Annotated in this window: 21 protein-coding genes; 12 read left to right on the top strand and 9 right to left on the bottom strand. The window is 63.4% G+C overall.

Going from position 1 to position 20,538, the window contains the following annotated elements; translation table 11 throughout:
- Nucleotides 1-4: 4 nt before the first annotated feature.
- Nucleotides 5-937 carry an NAD-dependent epimerase/dehydratase family protein gene (locus ACZ881_RS15705; RefSeq protein WP_476116811.1) on the bottom strand — a complete coding sequence of 311 codons (933 nt, stop codon included), beginning with the start codon at nt 935-937 and terminating at the stop codon, nt 5-7.
- A gap of 145 nt (nt 938-1,082) precedes the next feature.
- Here ACZ881_RS15705 and ACZ881_RS15700 point away from each other — a divergent pair, with 145 nt between their 5' ends.
- The 7 genes from ACZ881_RS15700 to ACZ881_RS15670 all read left to right on the top strand — a co-directional run bounded on the left by ACZ881_RS15700 (nt 1,083) and on the right by ACZ881_RS15670 (nt 7,918).
- The gene (locus ACZ881_RS15700; protein WP_476116809.1) at nt 1,083-1,826 is read left to right on the top strand and encodes a TetR/AcrR family transcriptional regulator; all 744 of its coding nucleotides are present in this window, start codon (nt 1,083-1,085) and stop codon (nt 1,824-1,826) included.
- Nucleotides 1,827-1,843: 17 nt separating this feature from the next.
- The gene (locus ACZ881_RS15695) at nt 1,844-2,635 is read left to right on the top strand and encodes an oxygenase MpaB family protein (protein WP_476116807.1); all 792 of its coding nucleotides are present in this window, start codon (nt 1,844-1,846) and stop codon (nt 2,633-2,635) included.
- Entirely contained in the window at nt 2,628-3,548 is a 921-nt protein-coding gene (locus ACZ881_RS15690) for a DUF817 domain-containing protein (protein ID WP_476116805.1), read from the top strand. Before ACZ881_RS15695 ends, ACZ881_RS15690 begins: the two co-directional genes overlap by 8 nt.
- 271 nt (nt 3,549-3,819) lie before the next feature.
- Nucleotides 3,820-5,682 carry a molecular chaperone DnaK gene (dnaK, locus tag ACZ881_RS15685; RefSeq protein WP_476116804.1) on the top strand — a complete coding sequence of 621 codons (1,863 nt, stop codon included), beginning with the start codon at nt 3,820-3,822 and terminating at the stop codon, nt 5,680-5,682.
- A gap of 2 nt (nt 5,683-5,684) precedes the next feature.
- A complete protein-coding gene (locus ACZ881_RS15680; RefSeq protein ID WP_476116802.1) occupies nt 5,685-6,344 on the top strand; it encodes a nucleotide exchange factor GrpE in 660 nt (219 codons plus the stop codon).
- A 154-nt stretch (nt 6,345-6,498) separates the two neighbouring features.
- Nucleotides 6,499-7,479 carry a DnaJ C-terminal domain-containing protein gene (locus ACZ881_RS15675; protein ID WP_091470029.1) on the top strand — a complete coding sequence of 327 codons (981 nt, stop codon included), beginning with the start codon at nt 6,499-6,501 and terminating at the stop codon, nt 7,477-7,479.
- 10 nt (nt 7,480-7,489) lie between these two features.
- On the top strand, nt 7,490-7,918 hold the full coding sequence (locus ACZ881_RS15670) for a heat shock protein transcriptional repressor HspR (RefSeq protein ID WP_091470032.1): 429 nt from the start codon (nt 7,490-7,492) through the stop codon (nt 7,916-7,918).
- Nucleotides 7,919-7,927: 9 nt separating this feature from the next.
- Here ACZ881_RS15670 and ACZ881_RS15665 read toward each other — a convergent pair whose 3' ends face one another.
- Nucleotides 7,928-8,392, bottom strand: coding sequence for a hypothetical protein (locus tag ACZ881_RS15665; RefSeq protein WP_476116799.1), 465 nt, complete (start codon nt 8,390-8,392; stop codon nt 7,928-7,930).
- 205 nt (nt 8,393-8,597) lie between these two features.
- Between ACZ881_RS15665 and ACZ881_RS15660 the strand changes: the two genes are divergently transcribed.
- The gene (locus ACZ881_RS15660; protein ID WP_476116797.1) at nt 8,598-8,900 is read left to right on the top strand and encodes a DUF3040 domain-containing protein; all 303 of its coding nucleotides are present in this window, start codon (nt 8,598-8,600) and stop codon (nt 8,898-8,900) included.
- 25 nt (nt 8,901-8,925) lie between these two features.
- Here ACZ881_RS15660 and ACZ881_RS15655 read toward each other — a convergent pair whose 3' ends face one another.
- The 5 genes from ACZ881_RS15655 to ACZ881_RS15635 all read right to left on the bottom strand — a co-directional run bounded on the left by ACZ881_RS15655 (nt 8,926) and on the right by ACZ881_RS15635 (nt 13,470).
- Complete coding sequence (locus ACZ881_RS15655) at nt 8,926-9,348, bottom strand: hypothetical protein (protein ID WP_091470037.1); 423 nt, start codon at nt 9,346-9,348, stop codon at nt 8,926-8,928.
- An 87-nt stretch (nt 9,349-9,435) separates the two neighbouring features.
- On the bottom strand, nt 9,436-10,086 hold the full coding sequence (locus tag ACZ881_RS15650; RefSeq protein WP_476116794.1) for a CG0192-related protein: 651 nt from the start codon (nt 10,084-10,086) through the stop codon (nt 9,436-9,438).
- A 65-nt stretch (nt 10,087-10,151) separates the two neighbouring features.
- Complete coding sequence (locus ACZ881_RS15645) at nt 10,152-11,753, bottom strand: amidohydrolase (protein ID WP_476116792.1); 1,602 nt, start codon at nt 11,751-11,753, stop codon at nt 10,152-10,154.
- On the bottom strand, nt 11,753-13,258 hold the full coding sequence (locus ACZ881_RS15640) for a sodium:solute symporter family protein (RefSeq protein WP_178995912.1): 1,506 nt from the start codon (nt 13,256-13,258) through the stop codon (nt 11,753-11,755). The genes ACZ881_RS15645 and ACZ881_RS15640 overlap by 1 nt, the downstream gene beginning before the upstream one ends.
- A complete protein-coding gene (locus tag ACZ881_RS15635; RefSeq protein WP_017200006.1) occupies nt 13,255-13,470 on the bottom strand; it encodes a hypothetical protein in 216 nt (71 codons plus the stop codon). The genes ACZ881_RS15640 and ACZ881_RS15635 overlap by 4 nt, the downstream gene beginning before the upstream one ends.
- Before the next feature lie 163 nt (nt 13,471-13,633).
- Here ACZ881_RS15635 and ACZ881_RS15630 point away from each other — a divergent pair, with 163 nt between their 5' ends.
- Nucleotides 13,634-14,620, top strand: coding sequence for a LacI family DNA-binding transcriptional regulator (locus ACZ881_RS15630; RefSeq protein ID WP_017200005.1), 987 nt, complete (start codon nt 13,634-13,636; stop codon nt 14,618-14,620).
- 17 nt (nt 14,621-14,637) lie between these two features.
- Here ACZ881_RS15630 and ACZ881_RS15625 read toward each other — a convergent pair whose 3' ends face one another.
- Nucleotides 14,638-15,273, bottom strand: a complete 636-nt coding sequence (locus tag ACZ881_RS15625) for a TetR/AcrR family transcriptional regulator (RefSeq protein ID WP_017200004.1) — start codon at nt 15,271-15,273, stop codon at nt 14,638-14,640.
- Between the two features lie 83 nt (nt 15,274-15,356).
- Between ACZ881_RS15625 and ACZ881_RS15620 the strand changes: the two genes are divergently transcribed.
- From ACZ881_RS15620 to ACZ881_RS15610, 3 genes are all read left to right on the top strand, one after another.
- Nucleotides 15,357-16,415 (top strand): agmatine deiminase family protein, encoded by a 1,059-nt coding sequence (locus ACZ881_RS15620; protein WP_476116787.1) that lies wholly within the window; start codon nt 15,357-15,359, stop codon nt 16,413-16,415.
- Nucleotides 16,415-18,133, top strand: a complete 1,719-nt coding sequence (locus ACZ881_RS15615) for an amidase (RefSeq protein ID WP_476116785.1) — start codon at nt 16,415-16,417, stop codon at nt 18,131-18,133. Before ACZ881_RS15620 ends, ACZ881_RS15615 begins: the two co-directional genes overlap by 1 nt.
- 89 nt (nt 18,134-18,222) lie before the next feature.
- Nucleotides 18,223-18,564, top strand: a complete 342-nt coding sequence (locus ACZ881_RS15610) for a hypothetical protein (protein WP_014922851.1) — start codon at nt 18,223-18,225, stop codon at nt 18,562-18,564.
- A gap of 215 nt (nt 18,565-18,779) precedes the next feature.
- On the opposite strand, the gene ACZ881_RS15605 is transcribed toward ACZ881_RS15610, so the two are convergent.
- Nucleotides 18,780-20,531, bottom strand: coding sequence for a glycoside hydrolase family 35 protein (locus ACZ881_RS15605; protein WP_476116783.1), 1,752 nt, complete (start codon nt 20,529-20,531; stop codon nt 18,780-18,782).
- Between the last annotated feature and the right edge of the window lie 7 nt (nt 20,532-20,538).

Raw genomic sequence — 20,538 nt, 5'->3', positions numbered from 1 at the left:
GTCCTTAGACGGCCTGGCGTGCAGCGCCGCGCCACCACGCCACGGTGGCCGCTGCTGCTTCCGCCAAAGGCGTGGGTTCAAGGCCCAGCAATCGCTGGCTTTCGGAGGAGTCCATGACGAAGGGGCGCTCGAACTGGTACAGCAATTCGGCCAGCTCGCGCATGTCAGTGGAGAAAATGCCCGCCACCCGCAGCACCCAACCGGGCACGGCGCTCACTTTCGGGGTGGCCACCCCAGCAGCGCCCGCGTAGGCCGCCGCAACTTCGCGCTGAGTCATTGGCGAGCCGGTGGGCGCGTGCAGCACGGTGTTCCAAAGTTCGGGCTTCAGTGCTGCGGCGATCATGGCCGCTGCAAGATCCGGGACATAAGTAAAGGAGTGCGGCCGATCTGCGCTTCCGATTGCCTGGATCGGCTTGCCTGTCAGGACCAGCGGTACCATCCGTTCGCCTGCATGGGCCAATTTCACACGAGGCCCAAAGAAGTCTCCTGCCACGACGCTCACAGTAGTGGCAGCGTGCGCCTCGCGCGCTTTAAGCAGTTGGGTGCGGATGCCGCGCTTGCCGCTGGTAGCTTCCCGCGGGCTCGATTCCGTCATGAGCCGGTCCGGCTCACTGTACGAGTACAGGCTTTCGGGGAAGACGACGACGGCGCCCGCGGCTGCCGCTGCATTCATCACTACTTGCTCGGCCTGGGGGAGTTCGGCGGCCCACACCGATGCCCGGTAGGCGGATCCGTGAATGCAATGGAAAACTGCGGTAGCGCCCTTCAGCGCCTCATCCAGCTGTGAAGGATCGGAGACGTCAGCCCGTAATCGTTCAACCAGGGGATGCTCCGGGCCACTGCCGGATCGCGTTAGGACGCGTACCTGATGCCCTTGGTGAGCCAGTTGTTCCGCGACAGTGTAGCCAACCGGTCCTGCTCCTGTGACGACGTACATGGTGTGCCTTCTTTCGGGGCTGGTTGGTAAGAAATTGAAAAGCGAGAGCAGTGCTCTCTCGATCAGCATGAATGGGTCAAGCTGAGTTGTCAAGAGCGGTGCTCTTGTTTGTTGACAGCGCTCTCTATTGTGGCAAGCTGTGAACATGACTCCAGCCGAACCTGCCGCCACCAAGAGCAAGGGAAAGCCCCAGACTCCCCGCGAACGTGCCCGCATTCAGACCATCGCCGACATCGTTCGGATCGGCCGGGAACACTTGGCCCTCCACGGGGCCGCCGCTCTTTCCCTGCGTGCCGTCGCAAGGGATCTTGGCGTCGTTTCCTCGGCGGTTTATCGCTATGTAGAGAACCGCGACGAACTCCTCACGCTCCTGCTGATCGACGCCTACAACCAGCTTGGCGACGACGTCGATGAAGCTGTGAATGCCGAGGCGGAGGATGACTTCGCGGCGCAGTTCACGGCGCTGGCTAACGCTGTGCGTACATGGGCCATCCGCGAACCGGCCAGCTATTCCCTCCTATTCGGCAGTCCCGTCCCGGGGTATCAGGCGCCAGGTGAGCGCACTACCGTCCCTGGTACGCGGGTCATCGTTCGCCTCGTCGGTATCTTCGATGCCGCCTACCGGGCTGGCGCGCTCAACGACGCGGCGAGTCCCGCCGTCGTGATTCCCGAAGGGTTGGCCGCAGACCTGGCAGCCATTCGCGGCGAGATGAATCTCGCCGCACCTGACGCAACCTTGGCGCGGGGTGTCCTGGTGTGGACGTCCGTGTTCGGGGCTATCAGTTTCGAGGTTTTTGGGCAGTACGGACGCGATACTTTCGCCGCGCGCGATGACCTGTTCGAGCATCAGCTGAGCGTCCTTCAGGGTGTCATGGGGCTCCAAGGCTAGGGCGCTACAGTATTCAGATGGCTCGAGGACTTGCAGACATTGGTGCGGAGGGCGTCCTTCTCGCCGGTGCGGGCCGCGCGATCCTCCTTCAGATTGCCGACCCCCGGGTCGGCCACGGAGTCGCGGACCATAGCGACTTTGCCCACAGGCCGCAAGGCAGGCTCCGGGCCACGCTGACCTATGTTTACGCCGTGGTTTACGGCACCGAAGAACAGGTCGCTGCGGTGCGCCGCGCCGTCAATCGTGCCCACGCGCCGGTTCGCCGGAACGCCGACGAGGCTTCAGCCGGTTACAACGCCTTCGACGCCGATTCCCAGCTTTGGGTTGTCGCCACCCTTTACGACACGGCAGTCACCGTCTACCAGCAGGTTCACGGACCGCTCGACGACGAAACCGCCGACCGCATGTACGCCGACTATGCGCGGATCGGCACGGCCCTGCAGCTTCCGCCGAACAAGTGGCCCGCTGATCGTGCCGCCTTTGCCGCGTATTGGGACGCGCATGTGGCAACGTTGCAGCCCGACGACAAGGCCCGCAAAATCGCCCAGGACCTGCTCTACCCGGCCGCGGGACCGGCCATGATGCGCTTGGCCATGCCGCTGGCACGCTTCCTCACGGCGGGCTTATTGCCTGAGCACCTTCGTGAGGGTTTCGGATTCACCTGGGGTCCCAGCCAGGCGCGACGCTACGAACGGACGATGCGCATAGTGGGGCGCGTCTACCCGCGGCTGCCGCAGCGTGTTCGTCACTGGCCGAAGGACTACTACTTGGGCCAACTCAAACCAGGCAGAATGCCCCACCATGCGTAACTTCACCTCGGTTGAGCAGTCCATTGATGACGCCGCCCACCGATATTTGGACCGGCCCCGAGTCGGCCCTTTGCGGGGGCGGCTCACGGAATTCGTGGTCTTTGGGCTGAAGCAGGCCTGGGCTTGTGTGTTCGGAGCGGCGTTACTCGCAGTGATCATCGCGGCCCGTCTTTGGTATCCGGATAACGCCGGCCTCGCCCGGAACGACGTCCTGACCATCGCCGCGGTCGTTATTCAAGTGCTGATGATCAGCTTCAAACTCGAGACGCTGCGGGAGCTGCGGGTGATCCTGCTGTTCCACGTGGTGGGGACGGTGATGGAGCTGTTCAAGACGGACGTCGGGTCGTGGGCCTATGAGGCGGAGGGCGTCCTGCGGATCGGGGCCGTGCCGTTGTTCAGCGGGTTCATGTACGCCGCTGTGGGTTCTTATATGGTGCGCGTGTTCCGGCTGTTCGACCTCCGCTTCGACCGCTACCCCCGCCGTTGGATCACCGCCTTGGTTGCTGGTGCGATCTACGTCAACTTCTTCTCGCACCACTACATCTTCGATGCGCGCTGGGTGCTGCTGGCCGCCGTCGTGCTTGTCTACGGACGGTGCGTGATGCACTTCCGGGTGTTCCGGCGTCGTTTCCGCATGCCAATCCTGGTGTCGTTCCTGCTGGTGGCGCTGTTCATCTGGTTCGCCGAGAACATAGGCACATGGTCGCGTGCCTGGCTGTACCCGAACCAGTTGGAGGGCTGGCAGGCGGTCTCAATCGACAAGCTCCTGGCGTGGTTCCTGCTGATGATCATCTCGGTGGTGCTGGTGGCCTGGGTGTACAAGCCGGAACCGCTGGAGGCCACCCGCACCGCTGACGCCACGCAAATTCCCTCCGGCCGCCCGGATTTGGGCGTCACCAGTCGTTCGGAGTGACGCCAATCCGTTTGCGCGTCGGCAGACTTGGCCAGTTCACCGTCGGCGAAACCAGCCCTACAACCGCGTGATTCCGGCATTTTTCAGTCGGCAAATGAGAAAGTTGAGCGTACTTCACTCAACTTTGGATTGACTTAAATCTGAGGCTGAGTACAGTTGAGTGCAGAACGCTCAACTAGCCGATTGTTGAGTGGGCTCCCGGCAGTGAAACCGCCCAGCGGACCGCTGTCAGGTGCAATCTCCAACATCGGCCATTGAAAGGAAACAAGATATGTCACGTGCAGTAGGTATCGACCTCGGAACCACCAACTCCGTGGTCTCTGTTCTCGAAGGTGGCGAGCCCACCGTCATCGCCAACGCAGAAGGCGGCCGCACCACGCCGTCCGTCGTTGCATTCTCCAAGTCCGGCGAAGTCCTGGTCGGCGAAATCGCCAAACGCCAGGCCGTCAACAACATCGACCGCACCATCGCCTCCGTCAAGCGCCACATGGGCACTGACTGGAACGTCGCCGTCGATGACAAGAAGTACACGCCGCAGGAAATCTCCGCGCGTATCCTCATGAAGCTCAAGAACGACGCCGAGAGCTACTTGGGCGAAAAGGTCACCGATGCCGTGATCACCGTTCCGGCTTACTTCAATGACGCCGAGCGCCAGTCCACCAAGGAAGCCGGCGAAATCGCAGGTCTCAACGTCCTCCGCATTGTCAACGAGCCCACCGCGGCTGCACTGGCATACGGCCTGGACAAGGGTAAGGAAGACGAACTCATCCTCGTCTTCGACCTCGGTGGCGGTACCTTCGACGTCTCCCTCCTCGAGGTTGGCAAGGACGAAGACAACTTCTCCACCATCCAGGTCCGCGCAACCGCCGGTGACAACCGCCTCGGTGGCGACGACTGGGACAACCGCGTTGTCGAGTGGCTCCTGAGCCAGCTCAAGGTCAAGGGCATCGACCTCTCCAAGGACAAGATCGCCCTCCAGCGTCTCCGTGAAGCTGCAGAGCAGGCCAAGAAGGAACTGTCCTCCTCCACCAGCACCAACATCTCCCTCCAGTACCTCTCCGTCACGCCCGACGGCCCGGTCCACTTGGACGAGCAGCTGACCCGTGCCAAGTTCCAGGACCTCACCAAGGACCTGCTGGACCGCACCAAGAAGCCGTTCCAGGACGTCATCGCTGAAGCCGGCATCAAGGTTTCCGACATCGACCACATCGTCCTCGTCGGTGGCTCCACCCGTATGCCTGCCGTCTCCGAGCTCGTCAAGGAACTCGCCGGCGGCAAGGAGCCCAACAAGGGCGTCAACCCGGACGAAGTTGTGGCCGTTGGTGCCGCACTGCAGGCCGGCGTCCTGAAGGGTGAGCGCAAGGACGTCCTCCTCATCGACGTCACCCCGCTGTCCCTCGGCATCGAAACCAAGGGTGGCGTCATGACGCACCTCATCGAGCGCAACACCGCCATCCCCACCAAGCGTTCCGAGACCTTCACCACCGCTGACGACAACCAGCCGTCCGTGGCCATCCAGGTCTTCCAGGGCGAGCGTGAATTCACCCGCGACAACAAGCCGCTGGGCACGTTCGAACTGACCGGCATCGCACCGGCACCGCGCGGCGTTCCGCAGGTCGAGGTCACCTTTGACATCGACGCCAACGGCATCGTCCACGTGTCCGCAAAGGACAAGGGCACCGGCAAGGAACAGTCCATGACCATCACCGGTGGCACGGCACTGTCCAAGGACGACATCGACCGCATGGTCCGTGAAGCCGAAGAGCACGCTGCAGAGGACAAGGCCCGCCGCGAAGCTACGGACACCCGTAACTCCGCAGAGCAGCTCGCCTACTCCGTGGACAAGCTGATCGCCGACAACGACGACAAGCTGCCTGAAGAGGTCAAGACCGAGGTCAAGGCCGACGTCGACGCCCTCAAGTCCGCGCTGGAAGGCACCGACGATGCCGCTGTGAAGACTGCGTTCGAGAAGCTCCAGGCTTCCCAGACGAAGCTCGGCGAAGCCATCTACTCGCAGGCTGCCGCGGCTGACGGTCCGGGTGCCGGTGCAGAAGGCGCTCCTGCCGGTGAAAAGGCTGCCGATGAGGACATCGTCGACGCCGAAATCATCGACGAAGACGAAGCGAAGAAGTAGCCATGCCTCACCACGGCAACGAAGCAGAGCACTCTGAAGGCAGCGAGCCGCGCAAGCCAGTTATTCGGGACAACCGCAAGGTTGACCCGGAGACCGGCGAAGCGCGTCATCCTGACAGCGAAGCTGCGGCTCCCACCGAAGGCAACGCCGCTCCCACGGACGGCGACGCCCTCTCCCAGGCTGAGGAAATCCTCAACGGGGTAGAGGTGCCGGCTGAAGAGTCGGTAGCCTCCGGTGCCGCGGCTGAAGCCCAGGCAGCGGAGCTCCGCAACGACCTCCTCCGCCTTCAGGCTGAGTACGTCAACTACCGCAAACGCGTCGAACGTGACCGCGCCGTAGCAGGAGAGATGGCTGTCATCGGCGTCCTGAACTCCCTGCTCCCGGTGCTGGACGACGTCGACGCCGCCCGCCAGCACGGTGACCTCGAAGACGGCCCCTTCGCCGCCATCGCCACCAAGCTGGAGAACGCGCTGAAGACGTATGGACTGGAACGCATCGCTGATACCGGAGTCGAATTCGACCCCACCATCCACGAGGCACTCATCCAGCAGCCCGGCGAAGACATCGAGGTTGACACGGTCAGCCAGGTGCTGCGCTCCGGATACCGCTCAGGTGAGCGTGTCCTGCGTGCAGCCCAGGTCATCGTGGCTGTCCCGGCCTAGTCTCACCCTGTCGCTACACCGGATATGGGGCGGTGCCCGCTCCGCGGTGCCCTCCACACCGCCGCCCCATATCCGGTTGCGCGCCCGCTGTAAGCTCGCCTGAGGTGAGCTGACTGCGGCCGTACGCTTTGTTTGTTTTAGAAAGGAAACGCTCTTGGCCAGCCAGGACTGGGTTGAAAAGGATTTTTACGCGATCCTTGGTATCGCCAAGGACGCATCCGACGCGGATATTAAGAAGGCTTACCGCAAGCTCGCCCGGCAGTACCACCCGGATACGAATGCCGGGGATGCTGCTGCGGAGAAGAAGTTCAAGGACATTTCCGAGGCTTACTCGGTGTTGTCGAGTCCTGAGGACCGGCAGCAGTATGACGCCATCCGTGCCATGGGTGGTGCCCGGTTCGCTCCGGGTGCTGGTGCCGGGCGCGGTGGGGCCGGAGCTAATGGCGGCTTCGAGGACCTGTTCGGCGGCTTGTTCGGCGGCGGGCCCGGTGCCCGTCAGCCTGCTGGCGGCGGCATTCCTCCGGAGTTCGCCGACCTGTTCGGCGGTGGTTTCGGGGGAGCCGGCCAGACCGGGTTCCAGCGTGCACCGCAGAAGGGCGCGGATCGGACGGCCACCACGTCCATCTCGTTCGCCGGCTCCATCAAGGGGACTACGGTCAGCTTGCGTGAAAGCAACGGCAACGTGATCGACGTAAAGATTCCCGCGGGGATCAAGGATGGGCAGAAAGTCCGTCAGCGCGGCAAGGGCAACGTTGGCCCTGCCGGCAATGGCGACCTCATCATCACGGTGAGCGTGAAGCCCCACGACTTTTTCCAGCGCGACGGCGACAACATCCGCATCCACGTGCCCGTCACGTTCGCGGAAGCGGCGCTTGGCGCCACCATTGAAGTGCCAACGCTCGACGGCGACACCGTCAAGGTTCGCGTCCCGGCCGGCACACCATCAGGCCGGACACTGCGGGTCAAGGGCCGGGGTGTGAAAACATCCAAGGCGACTGGCGACCTGCTGGTGACCATCGACGTCGCGGTTCCCCAAAACCTGAACAAGGAAGCGGAAGAAGCCGTGAAGGCGTTCGCTGCCGCAACCACCGACGCGAACCCGCGTCACGATCTGGCCGCGAAGGCCCGGTTGTAAGGAGGCGGTCATGGCCATCGACGTCAACCAGCCGATCTTTGTCATCTCCGTCGCTGCGGAGCTTGCCGACATGCATCCGCAGACGTTGCGCCAGTACGACCGCCTGGGCATCGTCTCGCCCAGTCGCGCGCCCGGCAAGTCCCGCCGCTATTCTCAGAACGACGTCAACAAACTGCGGGAGGTCCAGCGCCTCTCGCAGTCCGGCGTCTCTCTTGAGGGCATCAAACGCATCCTCGACCTCGAAAACCAGGTGGCTGCGCTGCAATACCGCGTGGCTGAACTGACCGAGGAACTGTCCCGTCGTCGCTCGCCACTGGATGCGCGCATCTTCGCTGCAGGCGCAGCAGGCGACGTCGTCAGCCTGGCCCGCGGTCAACGGCCTCGGGCAAGGTCCCAGGCTGTTGTGGTGTGGCGGCCGCGGCAGGGCGAGAACCTGTAGCTTCGGGTCCTACGGCAGGGTCCTGTCCCAGCTCACCACCACGCGGGCAGCACCCTCTTGGGTTCGTTCCACGTTGGTGACGATCTGCGTTTCCCTCGCTCCCATGTCCCGGATCTGCTGTTTGTAATCCTCGATGTGCTCCAGTAGTGACTCTTCAGTCCATTCGCCCGGTCGCATCCTTGTGGAGATTTCGACCGGCTCTTCAGGGACCAGGATTTCCGCCGGCTGTGCCACATGGGGTTGCGAAGCGTCAGTGGGCGACGTTTCCAGTCGCGAGGCTCCCCTTGGCTCGTGCCTACGGTTCCGGACCGGCTCGGGCTCTCCCGGCGGAACCAGCATGCGAAAGCCGAAAATTCCACCCGCTATGCCCGCGACGAGGCCCGCGGCAATGAGCCAAATGGCCCTTCCGGGTCCGCGGCGCCCGGGAAAGGCTTCAGTAGTGCTCGGTGCTTTCTTAGGCCTTCGTCGTGCCATGGCGATTTCAACTTTCCAGTCGGCGGTGGATTTCGTGCTCGTGGTGCTTCAGAATCCTGCCCTTCCATCGTAAGCATGCTTAGGACCGTTGGTAAGAACGGGGCATCGGGCAGATAATGAAGGCATAGCACGGCAAGCAGCGCTCGTGCGGATGTTCTGAGCATCGCCGCAGGTTGCGGCCCTGCTTGTGTGGTGAGGAATTCCGATGTCGTTGTCGGATGAAGAACGCAGGAGCTTGGAAGAGCTGGAGCGGGATCTCGCTGCAACGGATCCCGACCTCGCCTTTGAGCTGAAGTCGGGCCGCCCGCGTGGGGCGATAGCCCGTGCGGTTTCCGGCGCACTGGCAGTTCTGATCGGCTTTGTCCTGGTCATAGCAGGGATCGTCACCCAGCTTGTGATCCTCGGTGTTGCGGGCTTCTTGCTGGCCAGCGGCGGAGCCTATTGGCTTTTGGCCGGAACCTCGCTGCGGAGACGGATTGAAAGGCGCGACGACCACCCGGCCCCTTGACGGGGCCGGCGTCGCGACTGACACCTTAAGGCACCGGAGGAACCGGAGGCTGGACTGAGGTTTCCGGTTGCTTGGCAGGCTCGGGTTCGCCCGGAGGCAGCATGGTCCGCCAGGCAAACACTGCGCCGGCTCCCACTATGGCGGCAGCAAGGGCAGTAAACCATATAGCTCGGCCGGAGCTGCGCTGCGTGGTCTTCCGGCTGAGGGCCTGGGTGGCCTTCTTAACTGCCCTGGTAGCGGTCCGTTTAGCTTCCTTGGCGGCCTTCTTGTTGCCGGTCAGAGTGAGCATCACGCCTTGGACCACGGAAGGGACATCGGCATGGTTGATCCGGGCCAAAGCCCACCTCACCACTGCATCTGTCTGGGCGGACTTGCCCTCCGTTGCATGGGTTACCCACTCACGGGCAAGGTCCTGGGCCGCGGGAATGATGCTTTGCGCTTTGTACATGATGAAACCCCTCACGTAGTTAGACGGCGTCGTTGTCAGCCTACGCCGGTGCTGCGGTGACTAACAGATGCTCCCCGGCGTCGACGGTTAGTTCCTCACCACCGACGCCAGCTCCACCGATTCCTCCAACCCTGCCCACTGGCCGTTCAGCGTGAGTTCGCTGTGAAGCTCGGGGGCTGCAGCGGTGTTGGACGAAGCATCAGCTGCCACATCCAGGACCCGGGCAACTTTCAGTCGCAGCCCGCCCGCATCAATGATGGTCACGCCGCTACCCGATACCGGCGCCGAGGCACTTAAGACCGGGATGCCGCCGTCGAGCTTTCCGCTGCCCTTCACCGTGACAGTGCTGGGACGGGGTCCCAGCTCTCCGTCGACAATGAGTTCGGCCTCTTTCTGGCCAGTCAGGATGGCGGTGGCCAAGGCCTTGACATAGACGGGGTCCCCGCAAGCGTCGTAGACCCAGCGCTTGCCCAGGACGGAGTGGTCCATGGTGCCGATGAGCCACTCCTCAGCGCCGGCCAGTTCGTAGCCGCGGTAGCTGAGGGGAACTTGGTAGACGCGCTCTCCGGCGGTGACAACGTGCGTCTCGAGGCCCACCTCGCCGGCGGGATCGTCAAAGCGGTAGGCGCCAATGAGCTCCGGGGAACCATCCTGGATGAACCAGGGCTGCTTCGGGAGGTAGTCAGCGATGAGTTCGAGCTTGGACGGGGACAGGGTTGCCTTGTGAATGATCGCCATGCTCCCCAGCCTAGGGCAGGGGACTGTGACCTCGACTACCGGCCGCTGCGCCCTGCCCTGGCAAACTAATGCGTTGGAACGCCGCCTACGAAGGTGGTCAGCACTGAGGTTCCGGCAAGCTCCTCCGGGGTAATCCGCAAGGGATCCCCCTCGAATACGGTGAGGTCGGCGAGCTTGCCCACACTGATTGTTCCCGATGTCGCGCCTAAGCCTGCTGCAGCGGCAGCATGGGTGGTGTAACCCTCGAGGGCCATGAGCGCCGTGAGGGCCTGCTCGGGCTGTACGGGTGCAGCGCCGGGCGTTTCCACCGGCCGGCGCAGAATGGAATCTGCCATCATGGCCCTGGGGTCGTACGGGGTGATGGGCCAGTCGGAGCCGAGCGCCACCGTGACTCCGGCGTCGCGGAGGTCGCGGCACCGCCATCCGCGGGCCGCCCTTTCGGGCCCCAACCGAACGGACCAATTGTCGCTCCGGTCCGCGCGGGTGTGGTGGGTCCCGTGGATGGGTTGCATGCTCGCGGCCACTCCGAGTTGGGCAAAGCGGTTCACCAGATCGTCAGGGATGGTTTCTATGTGCTCGATCCTGTGCGCGGCGAAATGCCGCGCATCGCCGGATGCCTCAAGCGCTTCGAGAACATACCGAACGCCCTGGTCGCCAATGGCATGGGTGGCTGTGGGAATTCCGCGCTCCACAAAGAACCTCAGCGCCTTCTGGAAGTCCTCGGGGTCGGTCCACACCGATTCATGGTTCTCGCCATACACGTCCGGCTGTTCCAGCCAGGCCGAACCGTTGTCGATGGTGCCATCGATGAAGAACTTGACCCCTTCCACCCGCCACCGTCTTCCGCCCATGCCCTGCATCGCAGCCACTTCTTCGAGCTCGTGCAGCGATGCGCCGGCATTGACCATGGGGGAGAAGCGCAGCCGAAGCGGAAGCTCACCGTGAGTCTCCAAGTGGGTGGCCAATTCGGCAGAACCCTCAGCGAAATCCATCACGTGAGTGGAAGCGATTCCGACGGCGGCCATTCCGGTCAGCAGGGTACGGAGCCTTTCGGCCCGGACCTCGAAGGCTTCCTGCGGGATCACTCTCGTCACCAGCTCCATGGCGCTGAACTCGACGAGGTACCCGGTGGGCGAGTCGTCGTCGTCGACGTCTATCAGTGACTCGTCCGGAAAGTCGACCGGACCCGTGATTCCGGCGGCGGCCAAGGCCGCTGTGTTGACAATGGCGGAGTGGCCGTCCCGCATACGCAGAAACATTGGCACCGGGCCCGTGGCGTCGTCGAAGAGCCGGCCGTTGAAGCCGATATCCGTGAAGAGGTTCGGATCCAGGCCCCAACCGTTGACCCATTCGCCTTGTTTGGCGGCGGCGGCTGCGTCCGCGATGATCCGTTGCACTTCCTCAAGGGGACCCAGGTCCGTCAACTGCACGCCACGGGCCAGATCCAGTCCAAAAACAACATGAGTGTGGCTGTCGTTCAAGCCCGGGACGATCGTCGCGTCGCCGTAGTCGAGCACGGTGGTGTTGGGTCCCCGGTACGGCTCCAGGTCCGGGAAGGAACCGACGGCGGCAATCCGGCCGTCTTTGATGGCAAGGGCGGTGGCGGCGGGCGCGTTCGGGTCCAGGGTGTGGATCCGGCGTGCCAGGACAATGGTGTCCGCGGCCATCACGTCAGTGCTCCTTGGCTTACGGGTTCCTTCTTCTTCAGCCCTTCGAAGAGCGCGTCAACGCGGTCTTGTTCTGCGGCAGGGGCAGGTTTGGCGAGTGAGACCGCAAGGTAGACGGCAAGGTTGACGATCAACCCAGCTACCCCGGACGTCAGTCCGCCAAGCCACGGAATGGACAGCGGGCTCGGATACATGAGTTCCAGTACCGCGGCCACCAGGATTCCCGAAACCATTGCGGAGTTGGCGGCTGCAGCTGTACCCCGTCGCCAGAAGATTCCGAGCAGGAGGGTAGGGGCTAGCTGACAGATGGCCTGGTAGGACACGAAAGCGACCACGATCAGCCCGGAGACTTGGTTCGCCATCAGCAGAGCAGCACCAGCGGAGATAAGCGTGATGGCGGCGACAGCGATCTTTGCGCCCTTTGCGGATTCAATGCGCTCTTGTTTGCGAACGCCGATCACGTCGTTGGCCAACTGGGTGCCTACGGCCTGCAAGTTGGCTCCAACGTTGCCCATGGTGGCGGCCACAACACACACGCCAGCGATGGCAACCATGCCTGCTCCACCGATTCCGGCCAAGATGAACCACACGGTATCGGGGGCGTCGGAAACACCCGGGATGCTGGTGGCCAGCAGGCACACCGTGGTAAGCGCGGCGGAGAACAGGAACATGATCGGTGCTGCCTGGACGGCGGACTTCTGTACCGTTTTGGGGGTCTTGACGCTGAACATGCGAACAAAGAGGTCGGGCCAGCACCAGGCGCCCATCATTCCCGTGAAGATCAGGGAGAACAGGTAGAACGGGCCCGCCGCGCTGCCGGGACCGGGCAGTTGGAGCAGGCTGGGTGAAACCTCGTTGAAACCATGGCCGTTGGTGATGAGCCACACCAAGAGCCCGAGGATCACCAGGAAGCCGACGCCGTAGGCAAAAATCCCTTGAACCATGTCGCTGATGATGAGTCCGCGGGTGCCAAGCTTCACGGTCCAGATCTGGCGTGCGGCGATGAAAAGCACACCGATCACCACTGCGACGTAGGGGGAGACCTGCCCGAAGGAGAGAGTGGAGAAGACAAGGCCCAGGGACTGCATGCCCAGGACAACCCATGGAATTGAGGCCAGGACGCCGATGAGGGCTGCGATGACCCGGACCGAGCGGGAGTTGTACCTCAGGCCGAGCAGGTCTGCCTGGGTTCGGAGATCGTGGATGCGGCCCCATTTGTTCACAGGCGTGCCAAGGAAGAACATCAGCACCACGCTGAGCAGTGAGTAGGACAGGGAGTAGAAGCCGATAGCGCCGGCACTGGCAGTCAGGCCGGCGAAGGAAATGAACATGGTGCCGGCCAGCCAGGTGTTGAGGAACGCCATGGTGCCGAACCAGGAATTGAATGAGCGGCCGCCGGTGGCGTATTCGCTCATGGATTTGTCCACGCGCCGGCCGCGGCTCATGACAACCACCACCAGCACGGTGAACAGGAGGATGGCTCCGTAACCAATCAGCATGTTCATCGCGTTTCCTCCTCATCGGTATCCCGTGTCATCCACAGGCCAAAGAGGGACAGGGTCACCAAGGCGTTGGCTACGAGGAAATACCAGATGGTGGATTGGCCGTCGCTGAACAACCAGTGCACGGGTGGGGCGAGCAGGAGCAGGATATCGATCGCGAAGATCGTCCTGCGGACGTGGCTTCGGCGGTCCGAAGTCAGGACAGCTTGGGACATTTGGGGATCCATTCCTCCGGGCGTCGTTGGCCGGATGTAAGCGAAGGAGATATTTGCGGGAACGTTCCCGCAAATAAAAGTGTGGGACGTCACAACAGCAATGTCAAGAGGTTCCCCAAGATCCGGGAAGCGCCATCACCGGACTGCCGCCTAGGATGAGGTCATGGTGAGAACCCGGGCAACAATCATGGACATCGCGCGCGAACTCGGCCTGTCCAAGACCACCGTCTCTAGCGCTTTGAGTGGCTCCGGCCGTATCTCCGATGAGAAGCGCGAGCTCATTCAGGAAGCCGCTGACCGCCTTGGCTACGTCACCAACCGCGCCGCACGCAGCCTGCGCGTGAACCGGATCGGCGCCATCGGGCTCCACATACCACCGGTCGCCCGCAGCCTGGCGTTTTATATGGACTTCGCTTTCGGAGTCACCGAGGGCGCAGCTGCCGCGGACTACGATGTCACGCTTTTCGCGCGTGGACTAACGCCACGGATGGCCTTCCAAGTGGACGGAGTGATTGCCATCGACCCCGCCCCGGGTGAGCCTCTGGTGGCGGCCCTCCTGGCCAACGGCATCCCGACGGTAAGTGTTGGCCGCTACAACGGTCCTGGCGAGGAGCGGGTCCAAGGAACGCTTGAGGCCCACCACGCCGAACTGCAGACCCAAGTGCTGGACCATCTCCTTGCCCGCGGGCGGCGGCGCCCTGCGCTGCTGGCCATCGACGATGCCATTGGATCATCATGGGCTGTCGATACCCGCCGGAACTACATGGAATGGTGTCTTCGGAATAGTTTGGAGCCGCGGGTGCATGAGGTTGCGGCCAATGCCAGTCCACGGGACCTGATCGCCGCCATCACTCAAGCCGTGGATATCGGCGGGGCGGATGCGCTGGTCTGTGGCGCGCAGGGTCAGGCTGCGCAGAGCCAGATCGTCTTGGAAAGCCGGGGCTTCGCTCTTGGCAAAGACCTGGATGTCGTCTCTTTCGCCGGCGCAGCCGCCCTGGAAACCGGCAATCCGCTGATCAGTTCCATTGACTTGGCGCCGCGTGCTTACGGCAAAGCGGCCACGGAATTGCTGGACGCCATCATCCAGGAGCCTGACGCTCCGCCCGTGCACCGTTGGTTCGAAGGCGCGAGCGTGCACTTGGCGAGCTGAGTCGCGCTCAGTGTCGCCTACAAGCGGGGTTTGGCAACGACGGAACCTGGGGCGGCGCCCACCATTCCCTCGACGGCGCGGGCAAGGTGCGTGCCGCGATCGTTGACGCCGTCCCAGCGGACCAAGGCTTGGGCGTTCAGGCCATCCACCATGCCGAGAATCTGCCAGGCGACGGCCGCGGCATCCGAAACGTTGAACGCTCCGGTCGCGTTCCCGTCCTCGACCACTCCCTGGAAGACCTTCTGCCAAGCATCCATTTGCTCGCGGACCGAGGCGGCCAGGGTTTCGTTGCGGCGTCCCAAGGTCCAGGCCTCCACCCAGATTGCCGTGACGTCCAGCCTGCTGTTGTTCAAAAGGGTGTCCACCAAGAGGGCGAGTCGTTCCGACGGTCCCGGTTGCAGGCTCAGCAAGCCTGCGACTTCCTGTGTTTCCGCAGCCACGATGGTGGCGAAAGTGCTGGACACGAGCGCGTCCATGTTGGGTTGGTAGTGCGCCACCAGGCCTGAAGCGACTCCTACCCGGGCGGCAACATTGCGCAGCGTCAGGGCTGTAAGCCCGGCCTCGAGTGCGATCTCGCGGGCGGCCTCTGTGATTTCTGCGGCGCGCTCTGCCGGTGACTTCCGGACTGCGCGCTTCTGTGGAGTGCTTGACATCAAGGACCAGTCTAGATTACCTTTTCAGCATTGTTGATCGTGTGATCAACAAGAGATTTGCACTGAAGACGAAGGAGTCACCCATGGCTTGGAGAATGCCGGCCGAAACCGCACCGCATGAGCGCACTTGGATGGCGTTCCCCCGCACCGGCCTGACGCTTGGCGACGACGCTGCGTCCGCCGAAGAGGCCTACTCGGCCTGGACCGCCGTCGCCCATGCGGTAGCCGAATTCGAACCTGTCACCATGGTGGTGGACCCGAGCGAGCGCCAGCGCGCCGCCCGCATGCTGGGCGGCGGCATCGAACAGATCGAGGCACCGTTGGACGAGTTCTGGATGCGCGACGTCGGACCCACCTTCGTCCTCGACGACGAACGTCCCGGCGTGCTTGGCGCCGTGGACTGGATCTTCAACGGCTGGGGTGCTCCGGCGTGGTCCGAGTGGCAGAAGAGCGCCGGAATGGCCCGCTTCGTCGCCGGGAAGGCGGGCGCCGAGCTGGTCAGCTCGCTGCTGGTCAACGAAGGTGGCGCCATCCACGTGGACGGCGAAGGAACCGTGCTGGTCACCGAAACCGTGCAGCTGGATCCGGGCCGGAATCCCTATACCGACAAAGCGGCAGTCGAAGCCGAACTGGCCCGCACCATCGGAGCCACCAAGGTCATTTGGGTACCCCGCGGACTGACCCGCGACTACGAGGACCTGGGCACGCGCGGCCACATCGACATGGTGGCCACCCTGCCCGCCCCCGGCCGTATCCTGCTGCATTCCCAGACCAACCCGGAGCACCCGGACTACGAGGTCAGCCGCACGCTCCAGGCATTCCTGGAAACCCAGACGGATGCAGCGGACAAGCCGTTCGAGATTGTGCCGCTGCCTGCGCCGGAAACGTTGCGCGACGAAGACGGCTTTGTGGACTGGAGCTACGTCAACCACCTGGTGGTCAATGGTGGCGTCATCGCCTGTGGCTACGGTGAAGAACGTGCCGATTCCCTCGCGGCCGAGATCCTGGCCGAAGCCTACCCCGGCCGCCGCGTGGTCACCGTGGACGCCCGGCCGATCCTGGCCCGCGGTGGCGGCATCCACTGCATCACCCAGCAGCAGCCGCGCCTCAGTGGAGCACAACGCGCTGGAGGTGCAGCGTAATGGCTCGGTTCGACGTCGTAGAAGCGTCCATCGCGCAGTTGCGCGCTGCGCTCGAATCGGGCGAGGTGACCAGCGAGGAACTCACCCAGGCATACCTTGACCGTATCGATGCCTACGATCGCAACGGCATCAAACTCAACGCCTTGGTGGTCATGAACCCCGATGCTTTGGCGGACGCCCGGGCCTCAGATGAACGACGGGCGAAGGGCGCGGTGCGGGGGCCGCTGGACGGGATCCCCTACACAGCCAAGGACAGCTACTTGGCCAAGGGGCTTACGGCAGCTGCAGGTTCGCCGGCCTTTGAGCACTTGGTAGCGCAGAGCGATGCCTTCACCATTGAACGACTCCGCGACGCCGGAGCGGTGCTGCTCGGCCTGACCAACATGCCGCCGATGGCCAATGGCGGAATGCAGCGCGGTGTGTACGGACGTGCTGAAAGCCCGTACAACGCTGAGTACCTGACGGCAGCCTTCGGTTCCGGCTCCTCCAACGGTTCCGGAACCGCGACGGCGGCCAGCTTCGCGGCCTTCGGCCTGGGTGAGGAGACCTGGTCGAGTGGCCGCGCACCGGCGTCGAACAATGCTCTTTGCGCCTACACGCCCTCGCGCGGCGTCATCTCGGTGCGCGGCAACTGGCCGCTGGTACCCACCATGGACGTCGTAGTACCGCACACGCGCACCATGGCGGACATGCTGGAACTGCTGGATGTCATTGTTGCCGATGACGCTGAGACGCGCGGTGATTTTTGGCGCGCGCAGCCGTGGGTTCAGCTCCCGAAATCGTCCGAGGTCCGCCCGGAGTCCTACCTGACGCTTGCCGTGGAAGACGCCGACGGCGGGCAGCTGGCATTGCGGGGCAAGCGCTTCGGGGTGCCGCGCATGTATATCAACGCAGACCCGGACGCCGGGACCAGCGAGCAGCCGGGCATCGGTGGCCCCACCGGGCAGCGCATCGAGACGCGGGCTTCCGTGATTGACCTGTGGGAAGCCGCCAAGCGGGACCTTGAGTCCGCTGGCGCTGAAGTAGTGCTGGTGGACTTCCCCGTGGTCTCAAATTACGAAGGCGACCGATCGGGCGCGCCTACCATTGCCACTCGCGGCTTGGTCAGCACCGAGTACCTCAAACGTGAAATCGAGGACCTTTCGGCCTGGGCATGGGACGACTTCCTGCGCGCCAACGGTGATCCCGCCCTCAACAGGCTTGCCGATGTGGACGGCGCTGCGATCTTCCCGCACCCGAAGGGCGCCCTGGCAGACCGCTACACCGGATTCGACGACCACATCTCCGCTTATCCCCGGCATGTCCGCGAATACGGCGTATCCAACTTCACCGAGATCCCCGAGCTGGAAGGCGGAGTGCGCGGCCTGGAGGAGACCCGCCGCATTGACCTCGAGGAGTGGATGGACGGGCTCGGACTGGACGCGGTCCTGTTCCCGGCGGCTGCGGATGTGGGTCCTGCCGACATGGACGTCAACCCTGCCTCCGCAGACCTGGGCTGGCGCAACGGCGTGTGGGTGGCCAACGGCAACCTCGTTCCCAGGCACCTGGGCATCCCCACCGTTACCGTACCGATGGGAACCATGGCGGATATTGGCATGCCCGTGGGCCTCACCTTCGCCGGCCGCGCGTACGATGACACAGCACTGCTGACGATCGCCGCAGCCTTCGAAGCCACGGGTTCGCGGCGGACCACGCCACCCCGTACGCCTTCGCTGTAGCGGATTCGACGGCGGCCCTAAGGAACCCAATGCGTGATGGGGCGTCGGCTCTGATTACAATCAAAGGGACGTCGACCACTGAGGGAATCATGAAGAAACTCACCACTGTCCTGATCGCTGCCGGGCTTATTGCCTCGGCATCCGCCTGTTCCGCTCAGCAGCAGCTGACCACCGCGGAAACCTGTGACCGCGTTGGCGTCGCCGCAGCCAGTATTCCGCAGAACCCGAGCCAGACGGCTTCGAACCGCGCAGCCAACGCCATCAGGCCCATCGAACCGGTGGCGTCCACCGAGATGAAGCCTGTAGTCACAGCCATCCTTGAGTATCTGGATGAGCAGGCGAAGGAAGAACCGAACGAAGCAAAGATGGGCGAGCTCACGTCGGCCTTCCAGGAAGCCGGCGCCAAGTTCGGCGAGCTCTGCCGCGGCTAATGACGCCCGCGCGCTGAACACACAGACGTGCTGAACACACAGAAGGGGACCGGTTGGATAACCGGTCACCTTCTGCGTGCCCAACCCTCTATCACTTTCCCGCCCCAAAAACGGAACCCTCTCTCACCTCCCGTCCCTTTGGTGCCAACCGTCTATCACTCTTCTGAAGAAAGGGAGAGAGGGTGGGCGGGAAGGGCTTGGGATGTGCGGGAGGGTTACTTTTCGTCGGGGCCAAGGTCAGGCCCGACGGCGAAGCTCACCTCGCGCGTCGCGCTTCCGTGGAGTTCCAGGATGGCGAGCTCATTGGCACCCTCGCGGACCAGCGGACCCGGAACATATAGCGTGCGCTGCGGCCCGCGGCTCCAGTAGCGGCCCAGATTGAACCCGTTGATGAACGCGTTGCCCTTGGTCCAGCCGTCGAGGCGGAGGAAGCGGTCGCCGGGGCCGTCGGCTTCGAAGGTCGCGAAGGACACCGAAGGACCTGGCGCGCCCGCAGCTGGGCCGCCAACCGGAAACTGCAGCGCAGCACCCTTGAAGACCTCCAGTGAACCGAGGTCGACACCGCCGACTTCCCAATCAACAATTTCCACGCCGTTCAGCAATGCAGGCCCGATCAGCCCCTTCGCCTCCCCGATCCTTTGCCCGTAGTTCACCCGGCCCTGGTCCTCCAAGAGGACCTGCAGACGGCCACTAGCGGGGATGACAACAGAGCGCTCGCCCAGCTCCCGGCTCATCACTCCCACTGGCACACCGTCCAGGAAGAACTGTGCCCGGTCCCGCACCTCGGAGAAGGACAGGACTCCGCCACTGGCCAGCGAGACCTCATACAGGTAGAAGCCTTGGTACTGTCCGGTCACTTCCACGGGCGGAACGCACCCGGAAACCAGCTGCCTGGCAACCGGAACATCGAGCAAGGACACGTATTCAGCGACCACAAGCGAAGAAGCCGGCGCAGGAGCCCGCCCGGCCGGCACCTCTTCCGGAACCGGGAAATGCTTGGCCATGACGTCCCGGAACGCGAAGTACTTGGCCGTCGGATGCCCTTCTTCGGACAGCGGGGCGTCGTAGTCGTACGACGTGATGGTGGGTTCGTAGATGCCTTTGTCGTTAGCCCCGTTGGTGAACCCGAAGTTGGTTCCGCCGTGGAACATATAGATGTTCACCGAAGCCCCGGCTGTCAGGAGCGCATCCAGTTCGGCGGCGGAAGCAGCGGCGTCGGTGGTGTGATGATGAGTTCCCCAGTTATCGAACCAGCCGTTCCAGAATTCGGCGCACATCAGCGGACCGGTGGGCTGCCGCTCTCGGAGGAACGCGAGCCGCTCATCAGCACGCGATCCGAAAGTTCCAGTCTTGTGCAGTTCGGGCAGCGAGCCATCCTCGATCATGGTCCCGAAGGGCTGATCGCACGTAAACAGCGGAACGTCCACACCCAAGCGCTTGGACAGGTCAACCAGGTGCTGCAGGTACTCCTTGTCTTTCCCGTAGGCGCCGTATTCGTTCTCGATCTGGAACATGATCACTGGGCCGCCCTGCGAAATCTGCCGCGGCACAACCAAATCCAGCACGTCTTCCATGTAGGAAGAGACGGCCGCCAAGTAGCCGGGTTCGCTGCTGCGTACGCCCACGGTGGGGTCTGTGAACAGCCACGCCGGCAGCCCTCCGTTGTCCCATTCAGCGCAGATATACGGACCCGGACGGACAATCGCCTTCATGCCCTCGGCCTCCACCAGGTCCAGGAAACGCCCAAGATCCAGCCCGCCGTCGGCAATAAAGGCACCGGGCGTGGGTGAGTGCTCGTTCCACGGTACGTATGTCTCGATGGTGTTCAATCCCATGAGCCGCGCCTTGTGGATCCTGTCCGCCCACAGATCGGGGTGCACCCGGAAGTAATGGATGGCTCCGGAGAGGACGCGGAAAGGCCGACCATTCAGGAGGAAGTCCTGATCGCCGATTTCGAAGGTATCCAAGAATGGT

Source organism: Paenarthrobacter sp. TE3676 (genome assembly GCF_056279165.1).
Note: the sequence above shows the minus strand (reverse complement) of the source record. Positions and strands in the feature narration are given on the sequence as shown.

Bases quoted from the DNA above. Each gene is read 5' to 3' on its own strand.
- ACZ881_RS15705 (WP_476116811.1), bottom strand. From the start codon at position 937: ATGTACGTCGTCACAGGAGCAGGACCGGTTGGCTACACTGTCGCGGAA.
- ACZ881_RS15700 (WP_476116809.1), top strand. From the start codon at position 1,083: ATGACTCCAGCCGAACCTGCCGCCACCAAGAGCAAGGGAAAGCCCCAG.
- ACZ881_RS15695 (WP_476116807.1), top strand. From the start codon at position 1,844: ATGGCTCGAGGACTTGCAGACATTGGTGCGGAGGGCGTCCTTCTCGCC.
- ACZ881_RS15690 (WP_476116805.1), top strand. From the start codon at position 2,628: ATGCGTAACTTCACCTCGGTTGAGCAGTCCATTGATGACGCCGCCCAC.
- dnaK (WP_476116804.1), top strand. From the start codon at position 3,820: ATGTCACGTGCAGTAGGTATCGACCTCGGAACCACCAACTCCGTGGTC.
- ACZ881_RS15680 (WP_476116802.1), top strand. From the start codon at position 5,685: ATGCCTCACCACGGCAACGAAGCAGAGCACTCTGAAGGCAGCGAGCCG.
- ACZ881_RS15670 (WP_091470032.1), top strand. From the start codon at position 7,490: ATGGCCATCGACGTCAACCAGCCGATCTTTGTCATCTCCGTCGCTGCG.
- ACZ881_RS15665 (WP_476116799.1), bottom strand. From the start codon at position 8,392: ATGGCACGACGAAGGCCTAAGAAAGCACCGAGCACTACTGAAGCCTTT.
- ACZ881_RS15660 (WP_476116797.1), top strand. From the start codon at position 8,598: ATGTCGTTGTCGGATGAAGAACGCAGGAGCTTGGAAGAGCTGGAGCGG.
- ACZ881_RS15655 (WP_091470037.1), bottom strand. From the start codon at position 9,348: ATGTACAAAGCGCAAAGCATCATTCCCGCGGCCCAGGACCTTGCCCGT.
- ACZ881_RS15650 (WP_476116794.1), bottom strand. From the start codon at position 10,086: ATGGCGATCATTCACAAGGCAACCCTGTCCCCGTCCAAGCTCGAACTC.
- ACZ881_RS15645 (WP_476116792.1), bottom strand. From the start codon at position 11,753: ATGGCCGCGGACACCATTGTCCTGGCACGCCGGATCCACACCCTGGAC.
- ACZ881_RS15640 (WP_178995912.1), bottom strand. From the start codon at position 13,258: ATGAACATGCTGATTGGTTACGGAGCCATCCTCCTGTTCACCGTGCTG.
- ACZ881_RS15635 (WP_017200006.1), bottom strand. From the start codon at position 13,470: ATGTCCCAAGCTGTCCTGACTTCGGACCGCCGAAGCCACGTCCGCAGG.
- ACZ881_RS15630 (WP_017200005.1), top strand. From the start codon at position 13,634: ATGGTGAGAACCCGGGCAACAATCATGGACATCGCGCGCGAACTCGGC.
- ACZ881_RS15625 (WP_017200004.1), bottom strand. From the start codon at position 15,273: ATGTCAAGCACTCCACAGAAGCGCGCAGTCCGGAAGTCACCGGCAGAG.
- ACZ881_RS15620 (WP_476116787.1), top strand. From the start codon at position 15,357: ATGGCTTGGAGAATGCCGGCCGAAACCGCACCGCATGAGCGCACTTGG.
- ACZ881_RS15615 (WP_476116785.1), top strand. From the start codon at position 16,415: ATGGCTCGGTTCGACGTCGTAGAAGCGTCCATCGCGCAGTTGCGCGCT.
- ACZ881_RS15610 (WP_014922851.1), top strand. From the start codon at position 18,223: ATGAAGAAACTCACCACTGTCCTGATCGCTGCCGGGCTTATTGCCTCG.